7 protein-coding genes are annotated in these 25,340 nt (G+C 70.1%); 2 read left to right on the forward strand and 5 right to left on the reverse strand.

Annotated features, from left to right (window positions below):
- Positions 1-32 precede the first annotated feature (32 nt).
- From ACVJ6E_RS00575 to ACVJ6E_RS00595, 5 genes are read right to left on the reverse strand one after another with little or no spacing between them, the layout of a single operon-like run.
- The gene (locus ACVJ6E_RS00575) at positions 33-803 is read right to left on the reverse strand and encodes an alpha/beta fold hydrolase (protein ID WP_158592658.1); all 771 of its coding nucleotides are present in this window, start codon (positions 801-803) and stop codon (positions 33-35) included.
- Positions 803-2,443: a thioesterase domain-containing protein gene (locus ACVJ6E_RS00580; RefSeq protein ID WP_120268236.1), complete on the reverse strand. Its 1,641-nt coding sequence runs from the start codon at positions 2,441-2,443 to the stop codon at positions 803-805. Before ACVJ6E_RS00580 ends, ACVJ6E_RS00575 begins: the two co-directional genes overlap by 1 nt.
- Positions 2,433-3,557 (reverse strand): Gfo/Idh/MocA family oxidoreductase, encoded by a 1,125-nt coding sequence (locus ACVJ6E_RS00585; RefSeq protein ID WP_120268237.1) that lies wholly within the window; start codon positions 3,555-3,557, stop codon positions 2,433-2,435. Before ACVJ6E_RS00585 ends, ACVJ6E_RS00580 begins: the two co-directional genes overlap by 11 nt.
- Complete coding sequence (locus tag ACVJ6E_RS00590) at positions 3,547-10,206, reverse strand: SDR family NAD(P)-dependent oxidoreductase (RefSeq protein ID WP_120268238.1); 6,660 nt, start codon at positions 10,204-10,206, stop codon at positions 3,547-3,549. The genes ACVJ6E_RS00585 and ACVJ6E_RS00590 overlap by 11 nt, the downstream gene beginning before the upstream one ends.
- Before the next feature lie 35 nt (positions 10,207-10,241).
- Positions 10,242-22,805, reverse strand: a complete 12,564-nt coding sequence (locus ACVJ6E_RS00595) for a non-ribosomal peptide synthetase/type I polyketide synthase (RefSeq protein WP_120268239.1) — start codon at positions 22,803-22,805, stop codon at positions 10,242-10,244.
- Between the two features lie 249 nt (positions 22,806-23,054).
- Between ACVJ6E_RS00595 and ACVJ6E_RS00600 the strand changes: the two genes are divergently transcribed.
- Both ACVJ6E_RS00600 and ACVJ6E_RS00605 read left to right on the forward strand, forming a co-directional pair.
- Complete coding sequence (locus ACVJ6E_RS00600) at positions 23,055-24,059, forward strand: helix-turn-helix domain-containing protein (RefSeq protein WP_120268240.1); 1,005 nt, start codon at positions 23,055-23,057, stop codon at positions 24,057-24,059.
- A 115-nt stretch (positions 24,060-24,174) separates the two neighbouring features.
- Positions 24,175-25,305, forward strand: a complete 1,131-nt coding sequence (locus ACVJ6E_RS00605; protein WP_120268241.1) for a saccharopine dehydrogenase NADP-binding domain-containing protein — start codon at positions 24,175-24,177, stop codon at positions 25,303-25,305.
- Positions 25,306-25,340: the final 35 nt, after the last annotated feature.

Raw genomic sequence — 25,340 nt, forward strand, 5'->3', positions numbered from 1 at the left:
CGTGCCTCCTGGGGCGAACCGTTGCCCGCATGTCACGCAAGCCCGGCATGGCAGCGCAGGCGCGCGAGAATGTCGGCAAGCACCGACGGCTCGGAGAGGTAGAAGTGATCGCCCGGCAGATCCGCCCGCGCGAACCGCGATCCGCAGACCTCTTGCCAGGCATCGACATCGGCCGCCGATACCTCCAGGTCGCCCTCGCCGCGCAGGGCCAGAACGGGACAGCCGATCCTCAAGCCCGCGCGCGGCGCATAGGTTTCGGTCAGGGCGAAGTCCGCCCGGATCGCGGGCAGGAAAAGTTCCAGCAGCTCTTCGCTCTCCAGCACCTCGTCGCGCGTGCCGCCAAGGCGCCGCAGCTCACCGATCAGCATCTCGTCGACCATTGCATGGCGCCAGGGCGCCGGCGTCGGCAGCTGCGGTGCGCGCCGGGCCGAAGCGATGAGGCCGGCCGGCGGCAATCCGCGCGCCTGCAATGCCAGCCCGGCCTCGAACGCGACCAGCGCTCCGAGACTGTGGCCGAACAGAAGGACGGGCCGCCCTGCGGGAACCGCTCCGCACAGCGCCGGGACGAGGCCGGCAAGAAGCTCGCCGACGGTGTGGGAGGCCGGCTCGGCAAATCGACGGCCGCGGCCGGGCAGTTCCACCGGGCATACATCCAGATCCGCAAGCAGCGGATGCTCCCGCCAGCCGTGAAAGAACGACGCCGCCCCGCCGGCATGGTGGAAGACGAAGAGCACGGCCCTTCCCCGCCCCGTCGGCAGGCCGAAGGGGAACCAGGGCGAAACGGCTCGAACGGGCGCGTTCATCATGCGACCTCCGCCTGTCGGGAGCCTTGACGCAGGCGCGCTGCGACCGCCTCCTTCACCACGCCGGCGACGGTTGGCGCGTCGTCGCGTGCCATGAAATGCCCGCCCTCCAGCCGGCGATGGCTGAAGCCGCCGCAGGTGCGCGGCCGCCAGCTTTCGACCGCCTCCTTTGAGACGAGCTCATCGCCGGTGGCGGACAGCGCCAGCATCGGCGCGCGGATCACCGCCTCGCTGCGATAGCTCGCCGCCATCGCGGTATCGCCCTCCATCGTCGTTTGCAGCGCCGACAGCATCTCGCCGCTCGACAGGATGTTCTCCGGCGTTCCGCCGAGCAGCCGCAGCCGCGTTTCCATGCCGTCCTCGCCGAAGAAACTGCGAAGTTCCGGCAGCGGCTGATGCGGTCCGGGACACACGCCGGCCACCACCAGCAGCGGCTGGCAGACGCCCTCCTGCTCCAGCCGGTGCGCCAGCTCGAACGCGATCTTGCTGCCAAGGCTCCAGCCCAGAAGGACGAGCGGCGTGTCCCGGTAGGGTCTCACCTTCGGCAGCAAGGCCTCGACGGCCGCCGACAGCGAAGTGAACGGCGGCTCGGCGATCCGTCCCTCGCGGCCGGGCAGCTGCACCGGCGAGACCTGCCAGTCGCGCGGGAACCGGGCCTGCCAGTTCTTGAAGGCCGAGGCACCGGCCACAGCATGGGGAAAGGCAAGGATGTTGACGTCGGCGCCTCGTCTCGGCCCGCCGAACGGGAACCAGTCGGCACGCTCGGCAAGCGAGGCCCGCGCCTCGCCCAGCAGCGCCTCGATCCGCGCCGCGCGGGTTTCCAGCAGCGCCGTGCCCGCGCTTCCGCCCGGGTCTTCGCCGCGCCGCCAGCGGCAAAGCAGATAGGTGATGGCGCCCCGGTCGAGGCAGTCGTACATGGCCGAGCCGGGTGCGGCGAAGTAGTCCTCCACCTCTGCCGCGCCCCTGCTGCCGGCAAGGCGCGACATCAGCCCGGCGGGCATCCGGTCGCGCGCGCGGCACACCTGCCGCGTCACGTCGCGCAGGCTCTCCAGCACGAAGCCCATCTCCTCCATCGTCTCGATGAACGGGCCGACCAGCTCGGACGGCCAGAGGTCGCCGTGCAGGAACAACCCGCCGGGCGCCAGCACGCGCCGGACGTGCTGCAGGAAGGCGCCCATGTCCGGATAGGCCCCGGAGGATTCCAGGTTGAGAACGACATCCTGGCTGGCCTCCCCCAGCGGCAGCGCACAGGCATCGGCCACCTGCAGGCGGACCCGCCGCCCGGAGAGCAACCGCCGGGCCCCGGCGATGTTGTCGGCGCTGAGATCGAGCCCGATGGCCGACAGTGGGCGGAACCGGCGCAGGACGACATCCAGCGCGCCACCACGGCCGCAGCCGATGTCCGCAACCCGCAGACCGTCGAGCGAGACGGGGCCCACGAGTTCGGCGACGAGACGCTCGCACGCCTCGTTGGCGCCCGGCTGCACAAGTCCGGTCACGGCACTGTCGGCAAGGCCGGCAATCGGCTCGTAACCCCAGTTGAGGAAATGCGCGTGCCCGTCGAGCCCGGCCTGCACGAAAGCCTCGTCGAGGGCGGAATAGGCGCTGCGGGTGCGCTCTGCGACCGGTTCAGTCGGCATCGGTGAGGGTCCTTGCGAATTCAACGGGATCGGGATGGGGCGGCGGCGGCACCGGCATGGCGCGTTCGCGCGGCGGTCCGGCCTGGCGCAGCACGGTCAGCCAGGCCTTGCCGAGGTCGGCGAGATAGGCGTCCGACTGCCAGGGCACGCTGCCCGGCGCCTCGATGGCGCAGCGCAGCTCGGCGAGCGCATGGCCGATCGCCTCGGGAAATTCGCCATGCACCACGTCCCAGAACGGCGCGCCGGCGGGCGAGCCCAGCACATGGGCGCTCGGCTGCGTGAAGTGGCGACAGCCGGCATGGCGCTCCGGCGACAGCAGATAGGAGCTCGCCTCGCCGTCCTGCCGATAGTCGGGCGCATAGAGCGAATGGCTCCACACGACGGGGCCGAAACTGTTGACCAGATTGACCGTACCCTCGGACCAGCCGACCGCCATGCGGTGCATGACCAGCGAGTGATGATCCGGGTCGGACGGGTCGAGCCAGGATTGCAGCATCAAGGAGAAGGGAATGCCGCCGACCCGCCCCTGGAAGGCATGGAACGGCAACGCCTCGGACGGCGGAACCAGAGGGCCGAGGCATTCGAGCCCGGCCAGCGAGCCGAGGCTGCGCCCCAGGCTGTCGAGCGCCGAATAGAGCAGCTGCGGGCTGGTGGTGACTTCGGCAAAGGCCGCCGGGGCCCGTTCGCCCGCCGCACTCGCATAGGCGATGAAATGCCGGAAAGCCGGCAGATGCGGGTAAAAGCTGTTGACGTGGTAGCGCACGCCTGCGCCTTCCGCCTGCCGGCGCAGCGAGGCGACCTCTCCCGGATGGACGGGGTGCTCCTGCAGCACGTGAATGCCGCGTTTCAGCAGTGCCTCGGCAAGGCGGCTGCCGTCGCCGCCGAACAGCGTGGTGCGGACCACGACGCAGGCCACGTCGATATCGGCCGGCAGGTCCGCGACGTCCCGGTAGAGCGGCACGTCCAGATGAGCGGCGAGCGCACGCGAGCGAGCGCCCCCGCGCGCCAGGATGCCGGCCAGGCGGACATCCCCGCCAAGCCGTGCGATGGCGGCAAGGTAGTGCTCGCCGAAGCAGGTGCCGCAGACGACGACGTTCAGCACCTCACCCGCCATGGCCAAGGCCTCCGAGCCAGGCGCGCAGGGAGCTGGCGCCCTCACGGGGCGCACCGGTACCGGCGAACTCCTCCAGCGGCAGCGACCACGCCTCCTCGCCCTTAGAGAGGATCGCCATCACCGTATCGAAGACGGATGCGGCGAGCCCGTGCGGGAACAGGCCGGCGATCTCGTCGATGTTGCACAGCAGCTCGCGCTCCTCCTCCAGCACCTGGAAATGCAGCGCCACCTGCGGCTGGGCCGCGTATTCATAGGCCGGCATGCCGAGCAGCGGGTCGGCGCTTTCCGGCAGCGCATAGGCCTGCCGCACGCCGAGCAGCGACGTCATCGCCACCGGGAACACCAGCGTCGGAAGGTCCTCTGCCGCAGTGTCGTCGGCGAGCCCTCCGCACAGCAGCGGCGACAGGTTCTCGCGGATCGCCGCCTCGGTCCGCTCCATGAGATCCCCGAAACTCGGCGCCCCCGCGAAATCGAACGGGACCGCCATTGCCGCACTCGCCTCGCAGGCGATGTTCATGGCTTCCGCATGCAGCGGCTTGCGGTCGGGATAGGCGAGTTGCAGGGAGAAACGCTGCGTGTCCGCCGACCACCTGCGCAAGCCGGCGGCGAAGGCCGCAAGCACCAGCGCCGTGCCGGAAACGCCCCGGCCGGCCGCCGCATCCCGGACCGAAAGCCAGGACTCGCGGTCGAGCGCCCGGCGTTCGATGGCGAACCGCGGCGGCAGTGTTTCGGGCAGCGCGGCAAGCGGCAGGTCCGGCGCCGGCGGCAGGGCGGCAAGGCGCCTGCGAGCCGCTGCGCGTGCCTGTTCTGCGGCCTGCGTCTTTCCCACCAGCGCCATGCCGCGCATGTAGTCGGTCGCCGCAAAGCTCAGCGGCGGCAGCTCCTGACCGGGCGCCCCCACATGGCGGCCAAGCTCGCGCAACATCACCTGGAAGCTCTCGATATCGAGGAAGGTCGTGTCGATGTCGAAGTGCAGGCGAATGCGCCCTTCCGGCAGCAGCGACGCGCGCCATTCGAAAAACGGCCAGGCGGACAGGTCGAACGCCTGCGTGCTCATGCGCCGGCGGGTGTCCGTGAGCCGCTCCTCCCGCTCCGCGTCGGTCAGGTCGGAAAGGTCCTCGCGGACGATCGGAGGAACCGGCCCGACCTCGGCCAGCACCGCCCTGCCCTCGTCGTCGATCGCCATCCGCAAGGCCGGGTGGCGGTGAACAAACCGCGCCCAGGCCTGCTCGAACGCATCGACATCGAAGCTCGCCGTCTCCTTGTCGTATTCCACATACATGTGCCGGGCGGTGCCGCCGAGAGGCGCGTCGCTCCGCCGGCCCAGCCACCATGCCCGCTGGAGCGGCGACAGCGGCCAGGTCATCCCCTGGCGTACCGGCACCGGCGCGAGATCGCCATTCGCGAGCAGAAGCCCCTGGCGGCTGGCGGACAGTTCCGCGAGCGCCGCCCGCAGCGATCCTGCCTCCGCGTCCTCCCGCGAACCGCCCTGCGAGCGGATCCCCTCGATGAGCGCGCCGACCGTATCGAAGCGCATGGCCGCCTCGCCCGACAGCTGCAGCCCGGTCTCGGCGGCAAGCCTTTCGGACAGGTCGAGAAACAGCAGGGAGTCGAGCCCCAGGTCGATCAGCCGGCTCTCGGGGCGCACCGCATCCGCAGGCAGCGAGAGAAGATCGGCGATCAGGTTCATGACGATGGCTGCAAGGTCCCCGCCCGCCGCCTTCGGCGGGAGCTGGCCACCAGCCTCAGCGAGGTGCCGGGCAAGCGAGGCCGGCGTCTGGTCCTGCAAGGCGAAAGCTGCCGAAAGCTCGAGCCCCAGCTCGCCTTTCACCGCCTGCGCCAGTTCCAGCATCATCAGGGAATCCACCCCCAGCGACAGCAGGCTTGCCTGCATGTCGATCCGCTCGCGCGGAAGAGCGAGCAGGCTCGCCAGCCGGTCGACAAGCCAGGTCTCGATGCCGACAGGTTCGACAGCATCCCCATGCGCAGGTGCCGCTTCGCGGGCCGGTGCGGCCGGCGTCATTCGCGACAGGGCCGGCGGCAATCGCCCGCCCGCAGCACCCGCCAGGGCCTGCCAGTCGACATGCAGCGGGCTTGCCACCGGGTGGCCGAGGTCCAGCGCCGCTTCCATCAACGACAGCGCCTCGTCCGGCGCGAGCGTCAGCATGCCCCGGCCGGCAAGGTCCTGCGCCAGCCGCACCCGCTCCGCGCGCCCGTCGTCCCAGAAGCCCCAGGCAAGCGCGGTCGCTGCAATGCCGTCCGCGCGCAGCGCGGTTGCAAGTCCTTCCAGAGCGGCATTGGCAATGGCGTGCGCGCCCTGGCCCGCCGGGCCGAAGACGGTCGCGGCCGATGAGGCGAAAACCACGCGCCTAGGCGCCAGCCGTGCGATATGCCGGCACAGGGCTTCGGCCGGCCGCAGCTTGGGCGCCAGCACCCGTTCCAGCGCGGCAGCATCCAGGGAGGCGAGCGGCCTGTCCTCCAGATGGCCGGCGAAGTGGAAGAGCGAGGCGAGCGTCCCCCCTTCGATGGCCGAGAGCAGCCGATCCGTCGCGGCCGCATCGGCCAGATCGATGTTGCTGTCGACGGCCACCTCGACCCCGGCAGCAGTCAGTGCGGCGATCCGGGCCGCCTCTGCCTCCGACGGGGTGCGGCGAGCGGCGATGCGGATGCTGCGCGCACCCTTTCCGGCCAGCCATTCGGCCGTTGCAAGGCCCATCGGCGACAATCCACCGAGCAGAAGATGGAGGCCGTCCGGCTCCACTCCGAACGAGGAAGGAGCTGCCTCCTGCACCACGAGGCGCGGCACGAAACGCCGCCCCCGGCGCAGGGCGACGACCGCCTCGCCGTCCTCGACCAGGCAGGCCCGATGCAGCGCGTCCTCGCCATGGCTGCCGTCGTCGTCGACGAGCCGCAACGCCAGGCCCGGATATTCCTGGGCCGCCACCCGCACGAGACCGGCAAGTCCGGCCATCAGCGGCGCACAAGGCCGGTCCCAGGGCACGGCAGCCAATGCCCCGCGCGTCAGCAGCACGATCCGGCAGCCGGATTTCGCCGCCGCAGGCAACAGCGCAGCCAGGGCGGCAGAGAGAGCGGAAAGCGACCGCCCCTCGTCGGCCTTTGTGAGATCGACAAGACAGGTATCGCCGTCGCCCGCATCGGCCGGCAGCGAAAGCTCGGTTTCGAACGGGATCACCGCCGCGACACGCCCCGCGGACACACGGGAGTTGGCAGCCTCCCAGCGCCAATGGCAGAGCTGGGGGCGTGTCGCGGCGGCGGCCGGCCGACCCTTGCGGAGATTGTCGATCCACAGGACCGGCCAGTCCGTTTTGTCGAAGACGGCAATGTCCAGCCCGCCAGCGTCGTGCGAACGGACGGACAGCCGGCCGCCCGAGACATCGGTGCCGGTGCCGCTCACCGCATCGGCGACAAGCGGTCCCTGCCCGTCGAACCCGGCCAATGCCGGACGCAAGGCCTCGGCAAGCGATCCGGCGACGGCGGCCGCGTTCTCGCCGGGCATGGGCGGCAGCGTGGTCCCGGCAAAGCGGGCGGGCCTTGCCGCGATCACCTCCGCCCCCGTTTCCGTTGCAAGGGCAAGTTCGGTCTCGGCACTGGTCCAACGCAGGGCCTGCGGTTTAGCTGCGGGGACAAGCCGCACGCCTTCGAACCGCCAGAACCCGTCGCCGGCCCGCGCGGCGAGCCCGGCGATCAGGCCCGCGGCATCGGTCGTCGTCACCGTCTCCGACCGGTTTGCGAGGGACGTGGATGCCACGGGCGCCGTCGGCTTCCCGTTGCGGGCAAGCAGGATCGTCTCGCCGATGGCGCCGTCCTTCTGCCCTTCCGGCGGGAAGGACGACCAGTCGGACCACCCGGCTCCGGTGAGGAAAGCCCCCCAGCGGGCGAGCGAGGGGAACAGCTCGCCGCCGCGCGCCTCGATATCGTCGAGCACCGGCACCAGCGGACCGAAAATGAAGTCGAACAAGGGCTTTGGCTGCGAAATCTCACGCATCAGGAGAACGCCGCCCGGCGCCAGCAGGCGGCGCACATCGGCGAGCACTCGCGTCAGGTCGCGGCCGTTGTGCAGCACATTGGCCGCCACCACGAGATCGTAGCTGCCCGGTTCGAAGCCCTGGGCGGCGAGATCCTTCTCGATATCCAGCGTCGCGAAGTCGAGGAACGGAAAGGCGGCGAACTTGTCTCGGGCCTTTCGCAGGAACAGTGGCCCGATATCGGTGAAGGTGTAGTGGGTCCGCCGCGCCGGCAGGATCGGCAGCAGCGCGGATGTGGTGCCGCCGGTGCCCGCGCCGATTTCCAGCACGCGCAGGGGCTTGCCCGCCGACAGTGCCTCGACGATGGCCGCGACCGCATCGGCGGCAAGATCGTTGAGGAAGACGCTGTCGCGCTGGCGCTCGTACATGTCCTCCACGTCGTCCATGGCGGCGGACGGGAACACCAGCGAGACCGCATCCACCGTCCCGGTCAGCATCTGCGCAAGCTGCGGACCGACGCGGGCGACCATGCCCGTCAGGCGGCGATAGCCGCGCCCGGCCATGTCCGCGAGCAGCGGGGCGGCCTCGGCCATCGGCGGCACTTGAAGCGCGCCGAACCTGTCTCCCTCGCGACGGAGCACCCCCTCGTCCACGAGATCGCGCAGCAAGCGAGCGGTGAGCTGGGCGTAATGCGGGAGAATGCCGCCGGCCGCCATCGCCTCCTCCACCGTGCGCCAGGCACCGTCCGCAAAGACGCCTAGCCTGTCGAAGGCATGAGCCACATGGATCGCGTGCAGCCGGGCGACGGCGGCCGCTTCCGCATCCAGCGACGACCAGTCGTGCTCGGCCGCGCGCAGGCGCGAGGCCTCCTGGAGACTGGCCACCAGTTCACCCCAGCCGTCGTCCCTGCCCTCGCGCGCACCTGGCCGGGCGATGCGCCCACCGACGCGCGGAGCAACGGGGGCGATGACGCGCGGTCCCGCAGGGCCGGCGGGCAGCTCGGCCTCCGTCCCCGCCAGGCCGGTACGCCAGCACGGCGCCGCCGCGTCCTTGTCCTGCACGAAAGCTGCGTCCTCGCCGCCGGTCCGGGCGAACAGCGACAGTGTGCGGGCAAGCTCCAGCCCGTTGCCGCCGCCGATCTCCAGCCGCGCGGCCCGGGCGCCTTTGTGCTGGCGGGCCAGCGTTTCGCAGTAGCGCGGCAGCTCGCCCTCGTAGGCGCCTTCCACAAGCAGATCGGCATGGGCCTGCGACAGCGCCCGCAACCCCGGCAGGTCCGGCGCCGACAAGGCCAGCTGCAAGGGACCGTCGGCCTTGCGCCGCGCCGGCTTCAGCGGCTCCGGCAGGTCCTCCACGATCACATGGCAATTGGTCCCGCCGATGCCGAAGGAACTGACGCCGGCGATCCTCGGCCCGTCCGGCCAGGCCTGCAGCGCCTGCGGCACCATGAAGGGCGTTGCGTCGATCTCCAGCGCCGGATTGGGCTTTCGGAAATGCAGGCAGGGCGCGATGAGGCCGGTGCGGACGCTGAACGCCGCCTTGATCAGCGCGCCGATGCCGGCGGCGGTGTCGAGGTGCCCGGTATTCGCCTTCAGCGCGCCGAGCGCGCAGGGGTGACTGCGCGCCGTATCGCGGCCGAAGGCCTCGGCCAGCGCATTGAGTTCGATGGGATCGCCCAGCGGCGTTGCCGTACCGTGGGTCTCGACCATGCCGATGCTGTCGGAGGTGACGCCGGCCAGCGCCATCGCCTCCTCGATCACCGCCCGCTGCCCGGCCAGCGAAGGCGCGGTGAAGCCGGCCTTGTCGGTGCCGTCATTGTTGACCGCGGATCCGCGAATGACCGCGAGGATGCCGTCGCCATCCTCCAGCGCCCGGCGCAGCGGCTTCAGCAGCACGACGCCGACACCGTTGCCGATGAAGGTGCCGGACGCCTCCGCATCGAAGGGCCGGCAGGTCCCGTCGGGCGAGAAGATCATGCCCGGCTGGTGGAAATAGCCGGCGGCCATCGGAAAGGTCAGCGCCGCGCCCCCGGCCAGCGCCAGATCGCATTCGCCGCTGCGCAGCTGTTCGCAGGCCACATGCACCGCCACCAGCGAGCTGGAGCACGCCGTCTGGACCGTCAGCGCCGGCCCCGTCAGGCCCAGCTTGTAGGCGGTGCGCGTTGCCAGATAGTCCTTGTCGTTGCCGATCAGCCGCTGGAAGGTCCGCGACTGGCCGGCCGACAGCACGTCCTCCGGCTGCGGCATCGAGAAGGTGCTCATCCGCGCGGAGCCGAAGACGCCGACCCGCATGCCGGCCACCGTCTCGGCCAGCCCCGCCATGTCCAGCGCCTCGCGCGAGCAGGCAAGGAACAGGCGCTGCTGCGGGTCGATGGTCGCGGCCTCCGCCGGCGAGTAGCCGAACAACTCCGCATCGAAATGCTCGGCTTCGTCGACGACGCTGGCGACGGGAACGAAGTCCTCCCGCTCCAGCAAGGACGGATCGAGCCCGGCGGCGGCAAGATCCTGCGCCGTCACCCGGCGGGACAGCTCCTCGCCGTCGGCAAGGCGCCGCCAGAAGGTGAAGGGATCCGCCGCGCCCATGAAGCGGCATCCCGCCCCGATGATCGCGACCGGTTCCACGTCCTGATAGATCTCGGTGAAGAGGCTCATGTCGAAAGCGCGCATGGGACGTCCTGAATGAAGTGAAGGGAGATGGCGGTTCACAGCTCGCGCACACGGCGCCGGCGCTCGGCATTGGCCCTGCCCGCCGCCCGGCGCGTGCCGGCACGCCCGGCCTCGCCGGCAAGGGCCTGCTCCGGCGCCCCGAGGTGACCGGCGAGTGCCTGGACGCAAGGGTGGGCGAACATGGCGACCACGGGGAAATTGCGCGCCAATGCCTTGCGCAGCTTCTGGTGCAGCCGCAGCAAGGTCAGCGACGTTGCCCCCAGCTCGAAGAAGCTCGCCTCCCGGTCCGGCGCGCCGATGCCCAGTTCCTGCGCCAGGAGATCGGCGATCAGGTCGGCAATCTCGCCATCAACAGGCGCATCAACTGCAACGGCCGGTTCCGCCTTCGGCTCGTTATCGGCTGCGTGCGGCAAGGCGCCGGCAGCGACAGGGTCGACGGCAGGCAACAGGGCCTGCCACGCGCCCGGGTCGGAGGCGAGATCGGCCAGCATTCGGCAATAGGCGTTGAACACGCCTTCGATCCACTCGGCATCGAACAGGCCTTCGACATGGTCCCAGTTGAAGGCGAGCTCGCCGTCCCGGTCGACGACCTGATGGTCGATCCACACCTGCGGCGTCTGGGTGATGCCGCCGGTGAAGCGCCCCAGCCAGTCCGCCGTGCTGCCGTCCGATGCGGTGTTGTCGACGCCAACGCCGCTGGTGAAGACCACCGGAATGGCGAGGGCCTGCGCATCCGTGCCGCGCCTTGCCGCCTCGCGCATCACCCTCACCGCCGAAACGCGGGCATGCTCCAGATCCTCCATCAGACGGTCCTGCAGGCGCCGGGCGGCAGCGGCAAAGCCATCTCCCGCCTGCGCCTCGAACGGCACCAGCAACAGCGAGGTGAAGTCGCCGACCAAAAGGTCGATCTGCGGGTGGATCGGATCGCGGCGGAACAGCGTCAGGTTCAGGCTGAAGCGGTCGCCGCCACCGCCGCCGCGCAGGCTCGCCGCATAGGCGGAAAGAAGCGCCGCGTTGGGAGACAGGCCGGCCGCCGCCGCATTGGCGCGGAAGGCTGCCCATTCGTCATGGGAGAGCGTTCCGGCAAGGCGTGCAAAGCGCGGCGGCGTCAGGTCCTCAGGCTTGCGCTGCAGGGGCAGGTTTGGTGCCGGCGGCAAGTCCGGCAGGCGGGCGAACCAGTGTTCCAGGCTCGCCGCATGGGCGGGCGAGTTTTCCTCTCGCTCCCAGTGCAGCACCACATCGCGGAACGAGAGGTCCAGCGGCGGCAACACGGTCTCGCGGTCGCGCGCAAGCGCTGCCCATTCGGACAGGATCATGACCATGCTGCGCCCGTCGCAGACGAGATTGTCGAGACTGACCAGCAACCTGACGCCGCCGCCATGCTTGGCCATGCGCACGTCGAACAGGGGCCACTGCGCCGTGTCGTAGACCCGGTGGCTCATCTCCCGGCGCTGACGCTCCAGCCAGTGCTCGAGCGCTGCCTCGTCGCCTTCCGTTAGGTCCGACGTCATTGCCGAGAAGACCGGAACCTGCGGCAGGATCCGCTGGTTGCCCTCCTCGTCGATCACCGCCCGCAACATGCCGTGACGCTGCACCAGCCGGTTCCACGCCCAGCCCAGCGCTTCTGCGGAAAGGTCGCTCACCTCGATTTCCGCGAAGATGTGGGTCGACACCCCGCCCAGCGGGAACACGGGCTGGCGGCCGATGAAATAGGCCTGCTGCACGTCGGTCAGCGGGAACGGCTCGAACTGCGCGTGCGGATCGACGGCAAGCGGCACTGGCGCATCGTCCTGCATGTCCTGACCGCTGTCGCCGAACCCGTCGAGATGGGCGGCGAGTTCGGCAAGGTCCTGCATCGCGAAGATGGTGCGCAGCTTCACCTTGTGTCCGAAGACGGCGCGGATGCGTTCGGCCATCCGCACGGCGATCAGGCTGTCGCCCCCGGCCGCGAAGAAATTGGCATCCCGCCCGACGGCATGACCGAGGAGCTCGCTCCAGATCGCGGCAAGCCTGCGTTCGCTCTCGCTGCGCGGGGCGGCGAGCGTCTGTTGCTCCGGCGCGACCTCGCCCGGCAGCGGCAGCCGCTTGCGGTCCACTTTGCCGTTGGCCGACAGCGGCAGCGCGGCCAGCGGCACCACCTGGCGCGGAACCATATAGGCCGGCAGCAGCCCTTCCAGATGGCGGATCACCCGTTCGGGACGGAAGCGCACCGCCGGATCGGCGTTGCGGGCGGCCATCACGGCGAGATCGCCGTTATCGGCAGGGTCGAGAGCCATGGCCGCGTCGAAGCCGGCCTCATCGAGGCTCTGCGTCCAGGCCGGAGCGGCCATCAGCGGCAGCCCGCTCTGCTTGCGTCCGTCCGCCAGTCCGGCAAAGCCGCGTTCGATCACGCCGGCCGTCAGGTCGATCATCGGACCGTTGACGGTCAGTTCCACCGCCAGCAGGTGCCCCGCCGGTTTCAGCAGCGAGCGGACGGCAGCCAGCACGGTACCGACATCGCGCGCCCGGTGCAGGGCGTTGAAGGCAAGGACGACATCGAAGCTGTTGGGTTCGAGCTCCGCCGGCATGGTGCCTTCGGGATCGAACACCACGGTTGCCGCCTGGAGCCCGCCCGGCAGGTCGCGCAGGGCGTCTGCCAGCAGCAAGGGCGAGGGATCGGCAAGCACGAGATCGACACGCGTGTGCGCAGGCAGGTCCCCCGCCGCCTCTACCAGCCCCGCCAGCCAGTCGCGGGTGGCAACGCCGGCGCGGGCGCCGATCTCGAGAACGCGCAAGGGCCGACCGGCGGTCTCGGCCATGGCCGCGAGCGTTTCGCCGATCCGACGATGGGCGTCGACCGCGCAAGGATGCAGCCGGGCCAGACGTTCGGGACTGAGATCGGCCCCATCCGCGTAGAAGAGTTCCAGCGGATCCGTCTCGCCGCGCAGCACAGCGGCAAGCTCCGGCACCAGCGCCTTGACGCGGGAGAGCAGAGCGGGGGCGAGCCCCGCCTCGCCGGCCCGGCGCTCCATGTCCCCCCAGGATAGCGGCAGCGCGCCGGGCGCGAACCGCGCGCCCTCGCATCGCACCACGCCGAGCCGCTCCAGATGGGCGAGCCAGCGCGGAAGCAGCGGGCGGAACTCCGCCGCAAGTCCAAGTGCGGTCTCCGCGTCCTGCTTGTCGAAGGACTTGTCCCCCTCACCCAGCAGCCCCGCTCCGGCGAAGAGATCCGCAAGCATCCGTGCCGCAAGCCCGGCCTGCCAGTCCGCATAAGCACCGGCGCTGCCCTTCGGCAAGGCGACGGCTGCCATGCCGCCGGCAAGCGTATCCCCAAGGGACGCGGCAATCGCTTCCGCCTCCAGGGGATCGGCGGTCAGGTCCTCGTGGAAGTCCGGGTGAGTGCCTTCGAGCCGAAGCCATGCGACCAGCCGGCGTCCGCGCTCTTGCGAGCCCACGACATCGACCACCGCGTCCCTTATCCCCGCATGACCGGCCAGAGCCGCCTCGATGTCCCCGAGTTCGATGCGATGGCCGGCGATCTTCACCTGGGTATCGCGGCGGCCCAGGAACTCGATGACCCCGTCCGGCCAGTAGCGTGCCATGTCGCCGGTCCGGTAGAGCCGTTCCCCGTCCGGGTGCCGGATGAACGCGGCTTCGGTCCGCTCCCTGTCCCCCTCATAGCCGAGCGCAAGACCGACGCCCCCGATATGCAGGTCGCCGATCACCCAGTCGGGTCGATCGCGCAGGCGCGTATCGAGCACCCGGTAGCTCTGGTTGGACAGCGGTGTGCCGTACGGGATCGACGTCCAGCCGGGACGCACCTCCGCCACCTCGAACCAGTTGGACCAGATCGAGGCCTCGGTCGCCCCGCCCATGGCGATGAGCCGTGCGCCCGGCACCCGCTCGCGCAGGATCGCCGGCAGTTTCAGCGGCACCCAGTCGCCCGACAGCAGGACGAGGCGCAGGCTGGAAAGGTCTGCCTCCGTCTCGCCAAGCAGCAGGTCGCAGACCGCCGGGACGGAATTCCACACGCTGACGCCGTGGCGGGCGATCAGCTCCGCCCAGTGCGAGGGATCGTGCGTTCCCTCCGGATCGGGCAGGACGAGCGCCGCTCCGGCCGCGAAACCGCCGAAGAGATCGTAGACCGACAGGTCGAAGCCGAGCGCCGAGAAGCCGAAGATGCGGTCGTTTTCATCGACGTCGAAGCGGGCGTTGATATCGAGGACCGTATTCGAGGCCCCTCGATGGTCGATCAGCACGCCCTTGGGCATTCCGGTCGAGCCGGACGTGTAGATGACATAGGCCTCGTCGGAGAGCGCGCGTCCGCTCGCCGGACCCGCTTCCTCGAAGTCTCTGCAGGCCTCTTCGTCGGCGGGGATGAGTTTCCCGGAAAATTCCGGCAGCCGCCCGATCAGCCGCGCCTGCGTCAGTGCGAGCCGGATCCCGCTCGTCTCCACGATGCTGGCAAAGCGCTGCGAGGGGATCGCCGGATCGACGGGGACATACACGCCGCCCTGCGACAGGATGGCGAGGCAGGCGGCGGCCTGCTCGGCGCCCTTCTCCATCAGCACCGCAACACGCTCGCCATGACGGATGCCGGCCTGACGGAGCCCGCCGGCAAGCTTGCCGACCCAGCCAGCCAGTTCGCCGTAGGAGTAGGACCTCCCCCCGGAAATCAGCGCCAGAGCTTGCGGCCTGGCCTGCGCGTTGCGGAAGAACGGGGCATCGAGCAGGTCGAGCGGCAACTCGCGTGCTGTCTCGTTGACGGCACGGCGCACCTGTCTCTGGTCCTCGGGCCTGAGGTCGCCGACCGGCTCGCCCCATGCCTGCGCCTCGTCGGCAAGCCGCTCCAGCACCGCCCCATAGGCCGTGAACATCCCTTCCACGAGCCCCGCCGGGAACAGGCCGTCGACCACGTCCCAGTTGTAGACGAGCCCGCCGTCCTGCTCGCCCGCCTGATGATCGAGCCAGACCTGCGGCGTCTGCGTGATGCCGTGGACAAGTCGGCCGAGCACGTCTCCCTCGGACGTGCCCTTGGTGGGGTCCTGCATGCCGAGCTGGCTGGTGAAGACCACGGGCGCTGCAAACTGCCGGCCGGAGCCGCCGCGGTTCAACTCGCGCAGCACGTCGACCGCGCTGAAGGTCCGGTGTTCCAGCGCCTCGAACATGCGCCCCTGCACCTCGCGCAACCGCTCGCCGAGCGGCATGGCCGTACCGAAGTCGAGCGGAAGCAGGGTCAGGCAGGTGAAGTCGCCAACCAGCCGGGGCACATCCTCGTGCAGGGCGAGACGGTCGAAGATCGTCAGGTTGAGCGAGAAGCGCGCCTGGTCGCTCCAGGCGGCGAGCACCTCGCCGAAGACACCGACCAGAAGGCCGGCCGGGGTCACCCCGACCGCACGGGCCTGCGCCTTCAGCGCTTCCCAGCGGGACGCGTCGAGACCGGCCTGAAGCCGGGAAAAGCGAGGCACGCCGATATGCTCCGGTGCCCGCGCCAGCGGCAGTTGCGGACCTTGCGGCAGCTCGTCGAGCTGCGCCATCCAGTAGGCACGGTCGATCTCCTGGCGCCGTTTGCGCTCCGCATCCGGGGCCGATTTGGCCAGGACATAGTCGCGGAAGGATATGGTGAAGGGCGGCAGGCCGGCGGCCTCGGGCGAGCCCGCAAGGTAGAGCGCCTGCCATTCCTGCCAGAGGATCTGGCTGCTCATCGCATCATTGATGAGCATGTCGATGGAAATGTGCAGGCGGTCGCGGCCGCCGGGCATGCGCGTCAGGCGGATGTCGAACATCGGCCAGGCCGAGGGATCGAGCACCTGATGCGACAGGGTCTCGCGCATCTCCAGCAGGTGATAGGCGATGCGGTCCGGATCCGCGTTGGAAAGATCCGTCACCTCGATGCGATAGCGCGGAACCTCTTCCAGAATGCGCTGGCGGCCGCTGTCGTCGACGACCAGCCGAAGCGCGTCGTGACGGGCGATCAGCAGGTTCCAGGCCTCCTCCAGCCGCGCGATGTCGAAGGGGGTATCCGGCTCGGTCTCAAGATAGGCATGGCAGGCGATGCCCCCGAGGACATGTCTCGGATCGCGGCCGACCCAGTAGGCGTATTGCAATTCGGTGAGAGGGAACGGCTCGTGGCGGGCATTGGGATCGGCAAGGATCAGGCCCTGCCCGCCGCTGCCGGGCAACGTGTCCCCGCCGCCTGGAGCCGGCTCCGCCTCTCCGGCGAGGTCGACGAGGTGGGCGCGCAGCCGGCCAGGCGTCGCGTTCTCGAAGATCGCCCGCAAGGGGCAGGCAAGACCAAGATCGCGGGTGACGATCCGGGCAAGGTCCATCACCAGAATGGAATCGAGGCCGAGGCCGATCAGGTCCGCCTCGTCGGTCAGAACCCCGGCATCGACCTTCAGCACCTCGCGCAGCGCCGCATCGACGAAAGCGCCGACCGTCTGGCGACGCTCGTCTTCCGACAGGCGCGACCAGTCCGGATGCTCGCCCTCCACCGGCCCGGCAAGCGCCGGCGCGACACGGGCCAGCAAGTCGCTGCGCCCGAAGGCGCGATAGAGCGGCGCGAAGGCCGGCCATTCCACATCGACGGCGACGACATTGCCGCCGGGACCCATCAGGAGCCGGTCCAGCGTGGCAATGCCGCGTGCCGGTTCGAACTTGTGGATGCGGGCCCGCCGCAGCAGGTCGAGAAGGTTATCCTCCAGGTCGGAGAGCCCGCCCTTGCCGCCCCACGGCCCCCAGGCGATGGACAAGCCGGGCAGACCACGGGCGCGGCGCGAGCGCACAAGGGCATCCTGGTAGGCATTGGCGGCGCCGTAGTGGATCTGGAGGCGCGATCCCCACACGCCGGAGATGGAGGAAAACAGCACGAAGGCCGCAAGGTCGGTGCGGTGCTCGGTCAGGCGGTGAAGTACCGCCGAGCCCTCCAGCTTGGAGCGCAGAACGGCCGCGAAATTCTCCTCGCCAAGCTCTTCGAGCGTGTCGAAAAGGCCGATGCCGGCGCAATGGAAGACGCCGCGCAGCGGCACGTTCTCCCCGTCGATGCCGGCAAGAACGGCGGCCATCGCCGCCTCGTCGGCGACATCGGCCTCGACATGGCGAATGTCGACGCCGGCAAGCCGCAAACGCTCATGGGCGGCGCGGACCCTTGGCCCCGGCGCGCTGCGGGCGGTGACGACGATGTGCCGCACGCCCCTTGCAGCCAGCCACTCGACCACGTGGGCACCGGTCGCGCCGGCCCCGCCGCACACGAGATATGCCCCGTCGACCGGCAGTTCCCCGGCCTCTTGCGGGGCCTCGGCCTCGAGCGGCGTTATGCGCGGCGAGAACCAGCCGTCGGCACGCGCCTGCAGCATGTCCTGCTCTTCGAAAACGGCATCGAGACGCGGCAGGAGCTCCGTGAATATCCCGGCGGGATCGCATCGCGGATCGATGTCGACAAGCAGGATCTGGAGATCCGGGCATTCGATCGAAAGCGAGCGCGCCGCCCCCCAGAATGCGGCCTGAAATGGCGCATTCGTGCCGTTTTCGCCCTGCGCTCCGCAGGTGGGGAGAAGGATGCGGAATTTTTGCGAAGTCGACTGCAAGGTTTGAGAAAGGCGTATCAATCTCCACAAGTTCGAGACGCAGGATGCAGGGTCCGCGGCCTCCCCTTCGACCCCGAACCCATCGAGCCAGACGATCGGCTGTTCTGGATTTCCGGCGAATTGCTCATCGCTGCCGCAAGCGGCGATCTCCCGCCCCGGCGCGGCCGCGCGAAGGGCGCGGACAAGGTCCGGCGACCCACCGACGGCAAGCAGCGGCGCGGCGGGGACAGATGCGGATGCCAGGGCCGCCGGGGGCAGCTCGACCTGCTCCCACTCCACCTGGTAGAGCGGCAGCACGCCGGAGCTGTCGCGCCCCGGGGCCGGAAGGGCGGCACGCGTCGGCTGCGAGGCGCCGTAGTCGAGCCAATAGGACTTGTGCGCGAAGGGGTAGAGCGGCAACTGCGAGGGCCGCGCGCGCTCGCCCCGGAACACGGCGGCTCGGTTGGCATCGACGCCGCGCCGGTAGAGCGCGGCAAGGCTGCGGCGCAGCATCAGGCCGCCCGCATCGTCCGGCGCGGCGCTCGCCAGGAACAGCGCGCCGGTCAGCTCGTGGTGCTGGGCCTCGCGCTGCGACAGCATGGTGAGCACCGGCCGGGGACCGATCTCGACGAAGGTGTCGAAGCCGGCCTCGAAGGCGCGGGCGAGCGCCTCGGCATAGCGGACGGTGCGGCGCGCCTGGGTGCCCCAGTAGTCGGCGCCGGGCGCGCGCTCCAGTTCCGCCCCCGTGACGGTGGAGAAGACCCGAAGGCGCGGATCGCCGAGAACGATATCCCCGGCGACCTCGGCAAAGGGCGCCAGCATCGGCTCCATCAAGGCCGAGTGGAACGCGTGCGAGACATGCAGGCGGCGGGCGCTGACGCCCCGCCCCTCCAGCATGGCGGCGAGCCGATCCACCTTGTCCTCGCTGCCCGCAAGCACCGCATCGGCGGAGGAGTTGACGGCGGCGAGCGACAGGCCGTGCTCTTCGGCAAGAGCCTCGGCCTCGTCCTGCGGCAGGCGCACGGCGAGCATCGCGCCGGCCTCGGGGAGCTCCTGCATCAGCCGGCCGCGACGGGCGATGATGCGGGCTGCATCATTGAGCTCCAGCATCCCGGCATGAACGAAAGCGGCGAACTCGCCGATGGAGTGGCCGATGACGGCGGCGGGCTCGATGCCGAAGGCACGCCACAGCCGCGCTAGGGCGAACTGGACCGCGAAGAGCGCCGGCTGGGCGAATTCCGTGCGCCGAAGCTCGTCCTCGCCGGCGGAGAAGACGAGATCGCGGATCGAGCGGCCGAGATGCGGCTGCAGGGCAGCGTCGGCGCGGTCGAAGGCCTCGCGGAAAACCGGTTCGGCCTCGTAGAGCCCCCGGCACATGGCCGGATATTGCGCGCCCTGCCCGGTGAAGAGGAAAGCGACGCGGGCGGGCGCAGCCGGACTTTCCTCGCAGACCGCGCGCTCCAGCTCGGCAACGAGCCCCGGCGCATCGCCGGCGGCGACGGCGATGCGGTGCCCCGCCTCATGGTCGCGGTGATGGGCGGCCGCGTTGACCAGCGCGCGGGCGTCCGCCCCCGGCTGCGACAGGCGTTCGGCGAAGGCGCGGCACAGGCCGTCCGCCGCCTCGCGGCTGCGGGCGGAGAAGGCGAGCAGCAGCGGCGGCTGCGGGCCATCGGCCGCCTGCCCGGTGGCCTGTTCCGGCGCCTGTTCCAGCAGGATGTGGCCGATGGTGCCGGCAAAGCCGAAGGACGTCACGCCGGCGCGCCGGAGGGAACCCCGGCGCGGCCAGTCGGTCGCCCGGTCCGGCACCACGGCCGGGATCTCGCCCAGGCCGATCTCCGGATTGACCTCATTGAGATGGAGATGCGGCGGCATCTGCCCGGCCTCCACCGCCAGCACCGCCTTGATCAGGCCGGCGATGCCGGCTCCCGCCTCCAGATGGCCGATATTGGTCTTCACCGAGCCGAGATAGAGCGGATCGTCCTGCGGCCGGCCGGCGAAGACGTCGCGCACCGCGCGATATTCGATGGGATCGCCGAGCCGGGTGCCGGTGCCATGCAGCTCCAGATAGTCGATATCGCCGGGCGTCAGGCCGGCGCGCGTCAGCGCCGTCTCGATCATCCGGCGCTGCGCGGCGGCATTGGGCGCAGACAGGCCGGCACTGGCGCCGTCCTGCGCCAACACGCTTTCCAGCACGACGGCCCGGATCGGGTCGCCATCGCGCAGCGCGTCGGACAGGCGCTTCAGGACCACCATGCCGAGCCCCTCGCCGCGCACATAGCCGTCCGCCGAGGCATCGAACGTCTTGCAGCGCCCGTCGGGGGCCAGCATGCCGGCGCGCGCCAGCACCACGTCGATCTCGGTCAGCATCTGCAGCTTGACGCCGCCGGCCAGCGCCACCCCGCATTCGCGAAGGCGCAGAGCCTGGCAGGCGCTGTGAACGGCGGCATGGGAGGCGGAGCAGGCCGTGTCGACCGCAAGGCTCGGCCCGTGCCAGTCGAAGAAGAAGGAGAGCCGGCCGGCGGCGGCCGCAAAGGCCGTCCCGGTGCCGTAATAGGGATCGAGATGGGAGCGGTCGCCGGTGGCGAAGGGAATGTGGCCGTAATCGCCCGTGCCGATGCCGATGAAGACGCCCGTATCCGTGCCGGCGAGGCTTGAGGGGGGAATGCCCGCATCCTCCAGCGCATGCCAAGCGGCCTCCATCAGCAGGCGCTGCTGCGGATCGGTGTTGATCGCCTCGCGCGCGCCCATGCCGAAGAAGGCTGCGTCGAACCCGTCGACGCGGGTGAGGCAGGCACCGAAGCCGGGGATCTCCGGTTCCGGGGCAAAGCGCGCGGGGCTGAGCGGACGCACCGCATCGCCGCCCTCCATGAGGAAGGACCAGAAGCGCGCGGGATCGTCGAAGTCCTCATCGCCTCCGGGAAAGAGGCAGGACAGGCCGATGATCGCCAGCGGCTCGGCGCGCGGGGCGGAACCGGATGCGGCTCGGGCATCGGCACGGGAGGCGGCCGACGTCTGCGCCGGCTCGCTGCCTGCCTCTTCAGCGCGGGCCAGCCAGTCGGCAAGCGATGCAACCGTCGGATGGTCGAAGAGCAGTCCTTCGGGCAGCTGGCGGCCGAGCCGGGCCTCGAGCGCGGCAATCGCCTGCGTCGCGGCAAGGGAATCGAAGCCGAGGGCGAAAAGGCTCGCCTGCGGGTCGATCCGGCGCGCCGAGCCGAGGCCGAGAGCGCGGGCGGCAATCTCCGCCACCAGCGCACGGAATTCGTCCGGTGCCGGCGCCGGCCGGGAGGCCGGCTCGTCGGCGACGGGCGCCACCGCAAGGACCAGCTCGCCGGCAAGATAGGCGCGGCGCATCTCCGCCCGCCGGACCTTGCCGCTGGTGGTGCGCTTCAACGTGCCCTTGCGGATGAGCACGACATCGGCGAGCGCCAGGCCGTGCTCGCGCGCGATCACCTCGCGGATGGTGCTTTCGACCTCGCCCGCATCGAGGGATCCGTCGCGGCGCACCTCCTGCACCAGCACGACCGCCTCGCGCCCCTGTGCGTTCTCGACGGCGAAGGCCGCCGCCGCGCCGCCGACGATGGCCGGATGCGCACCGACGAGACTTGCCTCCAGGTCGTTGGGGTAGTGGCACTGGCCGCGCAGGATCATCATGTCCTTGAGCCGACCGGTCACATAGAGATGGCCGTCCTGCAGGAAGCCGAGGTCGCCGGTGCGCAGGAACGGCCCTTCCCGAGCGGCCTCCCCCGGCCCGTCGGCGGGAACGGCGCGGAAGGTGGCGGCGCTTGCCGCCTCGTTGCCCCAATAGCCCCAGGCGATCTCCTCGCCGCCGACCCAGATCTCGCCGACCCGGCCCTCGGGCAGGGTCTGGAGCGTCTGGGTATCGACGATGCGCACGTCCTGACCATCGGTCTCGGCGCCGTTGGAGACATAGGTGCGCGAGGCAGCCGCCGCCGCCTCCGCGACCGGAACGACGCGCCCCTCCTCCAGGGCGGCGGTATCGACGGCGAGATGGCGCGGGCCGGCGGGCTCGAACCCGGTGGTCACCAGCAGCGTCGCCTCGGCAAGACCGTAGGCCGGGCGGATCGCCTCCGGCCTCAGCCCATGCGGGGCGAAGGTTTCGCGGAAGGCCGCGACCTGGCGCGGCAGCACCGGCTCGGCGGCGGGAATGAAGCTCTCCACCCGGCTGAGATCGAGATCGGCGCAGCGTGCCGCGTCATAGGCCTCGACACAGGCATCCATGGAGAAGGCCGGGCACGGCATCATGCCCGCCCCTTCCGCCGACGCCACCTCCAGCCAGTGGAGTGGATCGGCGACGAAGGAGGTCGGCGACAGGACCACGGCCTTGCCGCCGGCCACCAGCGGTGCCAGCACCCCCATGATCAGCCCCATGTCGTGATAGAGCGGCAGCCAGCTGACGACGACGGGCCGTTCTTTCGGTGCCAGCAGGCGGGCGATGAAGCGCAGGTTGCGCATCAGGGGGGCGTGGCCGTTGATCACGCCCTTGGGCTCGCCGGTGGAACCAGAGGTGTATTGCAGGAAGGCGGTGTCCGTGCCGCGAAGGGGATCGCCCTGCCACGCGCATCGCTCGCACGGCGCATCGAGGATGAGGACGCGGGCGCCGGCCTCCTGCGCGAAGGCCTCCAGGTCGGCCTGCGACTGGCGGCGGATCTCCTCGGTGGTGACGATGAAGGCCGGCCGGCAGTCTGCCGCTATCGGGCCGACCTTGCCGAGCACCCGGCGGACCCGCGAAGGACCCGGCAGGTTTACGGGCACGCCGATGAAGCCGGCCTGCATGCAGCCCAGCAGCGCCACCACGTAGTCGATGCCGGACGGCAGCAGGATCAGCACCCGATCGCCCCGGCTCCCCTTTTCCGAAAGCCGCGCGGCGAGCGACCGGGCGCTGGCCGAAAGCTGCGCATAGGTGAGCGTCACCGGCGCGGCGCCAGTGCGGGCGCGGAAGTCGAGCGCGATCTCCTCCCCCCGTTCCCCGGCCCAGTGCGCAATGGCATCGACCAGCGTTTCGACGGCGGGAACCTCAGGCGAGACAACGGACATGCGTAAACTCCAGCTGACCTGTCGCAGTGCGATAACCCGCTGTTTTCCTGACGCGAATGTCGCAATTCGCGGCGAAAGCGGGTTTCGGGGGAGCGCGATTAAATGTTGACTTTTTCAGTCAAGAATTGGAGATCATGGACGGGCCCGCTACCCCGATCCGGGCCGGCAAGGCCCCAATCGGATACTTATTTTCGCGTGCACCGGTCGCCCTAGGCACTTTTCTGGTGCACAGCCCCGGGAGAGGTTCGAATGGCTCTGAACATCGAAGAGCGCCCTTTGAGCCAGGCTGCCAGCGAGCTCGATCTCGCGGCGCGGCAGCCAAGCCACAGCGGCCTGACGGAGACGGCGGTCGACGGAGAGTTCCGTCGCTTCGGCATCCGGCTCGGGCTGGAACTGTCCGTCTATGACCTGCAATTGCAGGACCGCTTCCGCCGCACGGCCAACATGGCGCCGGGCCTGACCATCGTCATCCTGCAGCACGCGACCGGCAGCAGCATGCTGCGCGCGCTGGACGGCGACCCGCATCCGGTGCGGCTGGACTACGATCCGCGCTCGGCACTGATGATCTTTTCCAAGACGCCGATCTGCGGGGTCTACGACGTGCCGGCGGACACGCGCTTCCGCGGCATCGAGATCCGCGTGAGCGAGGCATTCCTGCGCCGGCTCGACGCGATGGCCCTGTTCGAGCAGGCGCTCGGCGGCCATCCGCTGACCGTCGCCGCCGCCGGCTCGTTCTGGGTCGGCCGGTTCCCGGCGACGGAGATGATCGACGCGCTGGCCGCCGGGCTGGTGGCCAGCGGGCTCGACCGCTGCTGCGAGGACCTGGCGATCGAGGCGCGCTGCCTCGACCTGCTGACCGCGGCGATCTCGATGATGCGCGAGCCGCTGTTCTGCCAGAAGACGAAGATCCTGCGCGACTCGCGCAAGCTCAACGAGGCGAAGAACACGCTGTTGCGCCAGCTCGACCGCAGCTGGACCATCCACGACCTCGCGATCTGCGTCGGCCTCAGCGAAAAGCGGCTGAAGGACGGGTTCCGCCAGCAGTTCGGCCTGCCGGTCTACAGCTTCCTGCAGAAGTCGCGAATGGAGGAGGCGCGCACGCTGCTGGCACGCGACGGGGCGACGGTGACCGAGACGGCGCTGGCAGTGGGCTATGCCAATCCCAGCCGATTCTCGCAGCTGTTCCTGCGCGAATACGGCATGACGCCCTCCGACTTCGTCCGCCGCAACCGGCTGGAGGTAACCGGCATATAGACGGAAGATCCGTCATATTGCCGGAAACGGCGTCGGGATCGACGCACTGTGCCCTGATGCCCGGACATGAGCCGAGATATCCTCATGGAAACAATACCCAGAGGAGATTTTCGTCATGACTGTCTGGCCGGTGCTGATCATTGGTGCGGGAAAGATCGGCCGCACCATCGCCGCCCTGCTCGCCGCGACGGGCGACTACCGCGTGACCATCGCCGACCGGGATGCCGCGGCGCTGGCCGCCGCACGGCGCCCGGATGTGGCCATTGCGCAAGTGGATGTCGCCGACGAGGAGGCGCTGGTAGAGGCGCTTGCCGGGCACCGCGCGGTGCTGTCGGCCGCCCCGTTCTTCCTCACCCAGACCATCGCGCGTGCCGCGAAGCGCGCCGGGGCGCATTATCTCGACCTGACCGAGGACGTCGCCTCGACCAAGGCCGTGAGAGAGCTGGCGCAGGACGCGGAAACGGCCTTTGCCCCGCAATGCGGCCTGGCGCCGGGCTTCGTCTCCATCGCCGCGCACGACCTTGCCGGCCGCTTCGACGCACTGGAGAACCTGACCCTGCGGGTCGGCGCCCTGCCCCGCTACCCGACCAACGCGCTGAAATACAACCTGACCTGGTCGACGGACGGCTTGATCAACGAATACTGCAATCCGTGCGAGGCGGTGCTGGACGGCGAGCGGACGCTGCTGCAGCCGCTGGAAGGCTACGAGACCTTCTCGCTGGACGGCGTCGACTACGAGGCGTTCAACACCTCCGGCGGGCTCGGCTCGCTGGCCGAGACGCTGCAGGGCCGTGTGCGGAACCTGCGCTACCTCACCGTGCGTTATCCCGGCCACCGCGACATCATGCGGCTGCTGCTGACAGACCTCGGCCTGAAGGACCGGCGCGACCTGATGCGCGACGTGCTGGAGACGGCGGTGCCGATCACCCGGCAGGACGTGGTGCTGGTGTTCATCACCGCCTCGGGCCGGCGCGGCGACCAGCGCGAGCAGATGTCAGCGGTCTACCGGGTGACGGCGCAGGATGTCGGCGGCGAGACCTGGAGCGCGATCCAGATCACCACCGCGTCGGGCATCTGCGCGACGCTGGACATGCTGCGCGACGGCACGCTGCCGGCACGCGGCTTCGTCACGCAGGAGGCGATCCCGCTCCACGCCTTCCTCGCCAACCGCTTCGGCCGCGCCTATGGCCAGGACAGCGGCGCGATCGGCGCCGCACCGGCGGGGGCACGACGCGCGGCAGCGTGAGGCGGAAAAGTTTGCAAAAAACGCGTGGCGGTGCC

It is taken from the genome of Stappia sp. G46H5W (assembly GCF_058448995.1).

Excerpts from the sequence above, each read along its gene's own strand:
- ACVJ6E_RS00595 (WP_120268239.1), bottom strand. The coding sequence starts at position 22,805 with ATGTCCGTTGTCTCGCCTGAGGTTCCCGCCGTCGAAACGCTGGTCGAT.
- ACVJ6E_RS00600 (WP_120268240.1), top strand. The coding sequence starts at position 23,055 with ATGGCTCTGAACATCGAAGAGCGCCCTTTGAGCCAGGCTGCCAGCGAG.
- ACVJ6E_RS00590 (WP_120268238.1), bottom strand. The coding sequence starts at position 10,206 with ATGCGCGCTTTCGACATGAGCCTCTTCACCGAGATCTATCAGGACGTG.
- ACVJ6E_RS00575 (WP_158592658.1), bottom strand. The coding sequence starts at position 803 with ATGAACGCGCCCGTTCGAGCCGTTTCGCCCTGGTTCCCCTTCGGCCTG.
- ACVJ6E_RS00605 (WP_120268241.1), top strand. The coding sequence starts at position 24,175 with ATGACTGTCTGGCCGGTGCTGATCATTGGTGCGGGAAAGATCGGCCGC.
- ACVJ6E_RS00585 (WP_120268237.1), bottom strand. The coding sequence starts at position 3,557 with ATGGCGGGTGAGGTGCTGAACGTCGTCGTCTGCGGCACCTGCTTCGGC.
- ACVJ6E_RS00580 (WP_120268236.1), bottom strand. The coding sequence starts at position 2,443 with ATGCCGACTGAACCGGTCGCAGAGCGCACCCGCAGCGCCTATTCCGCC.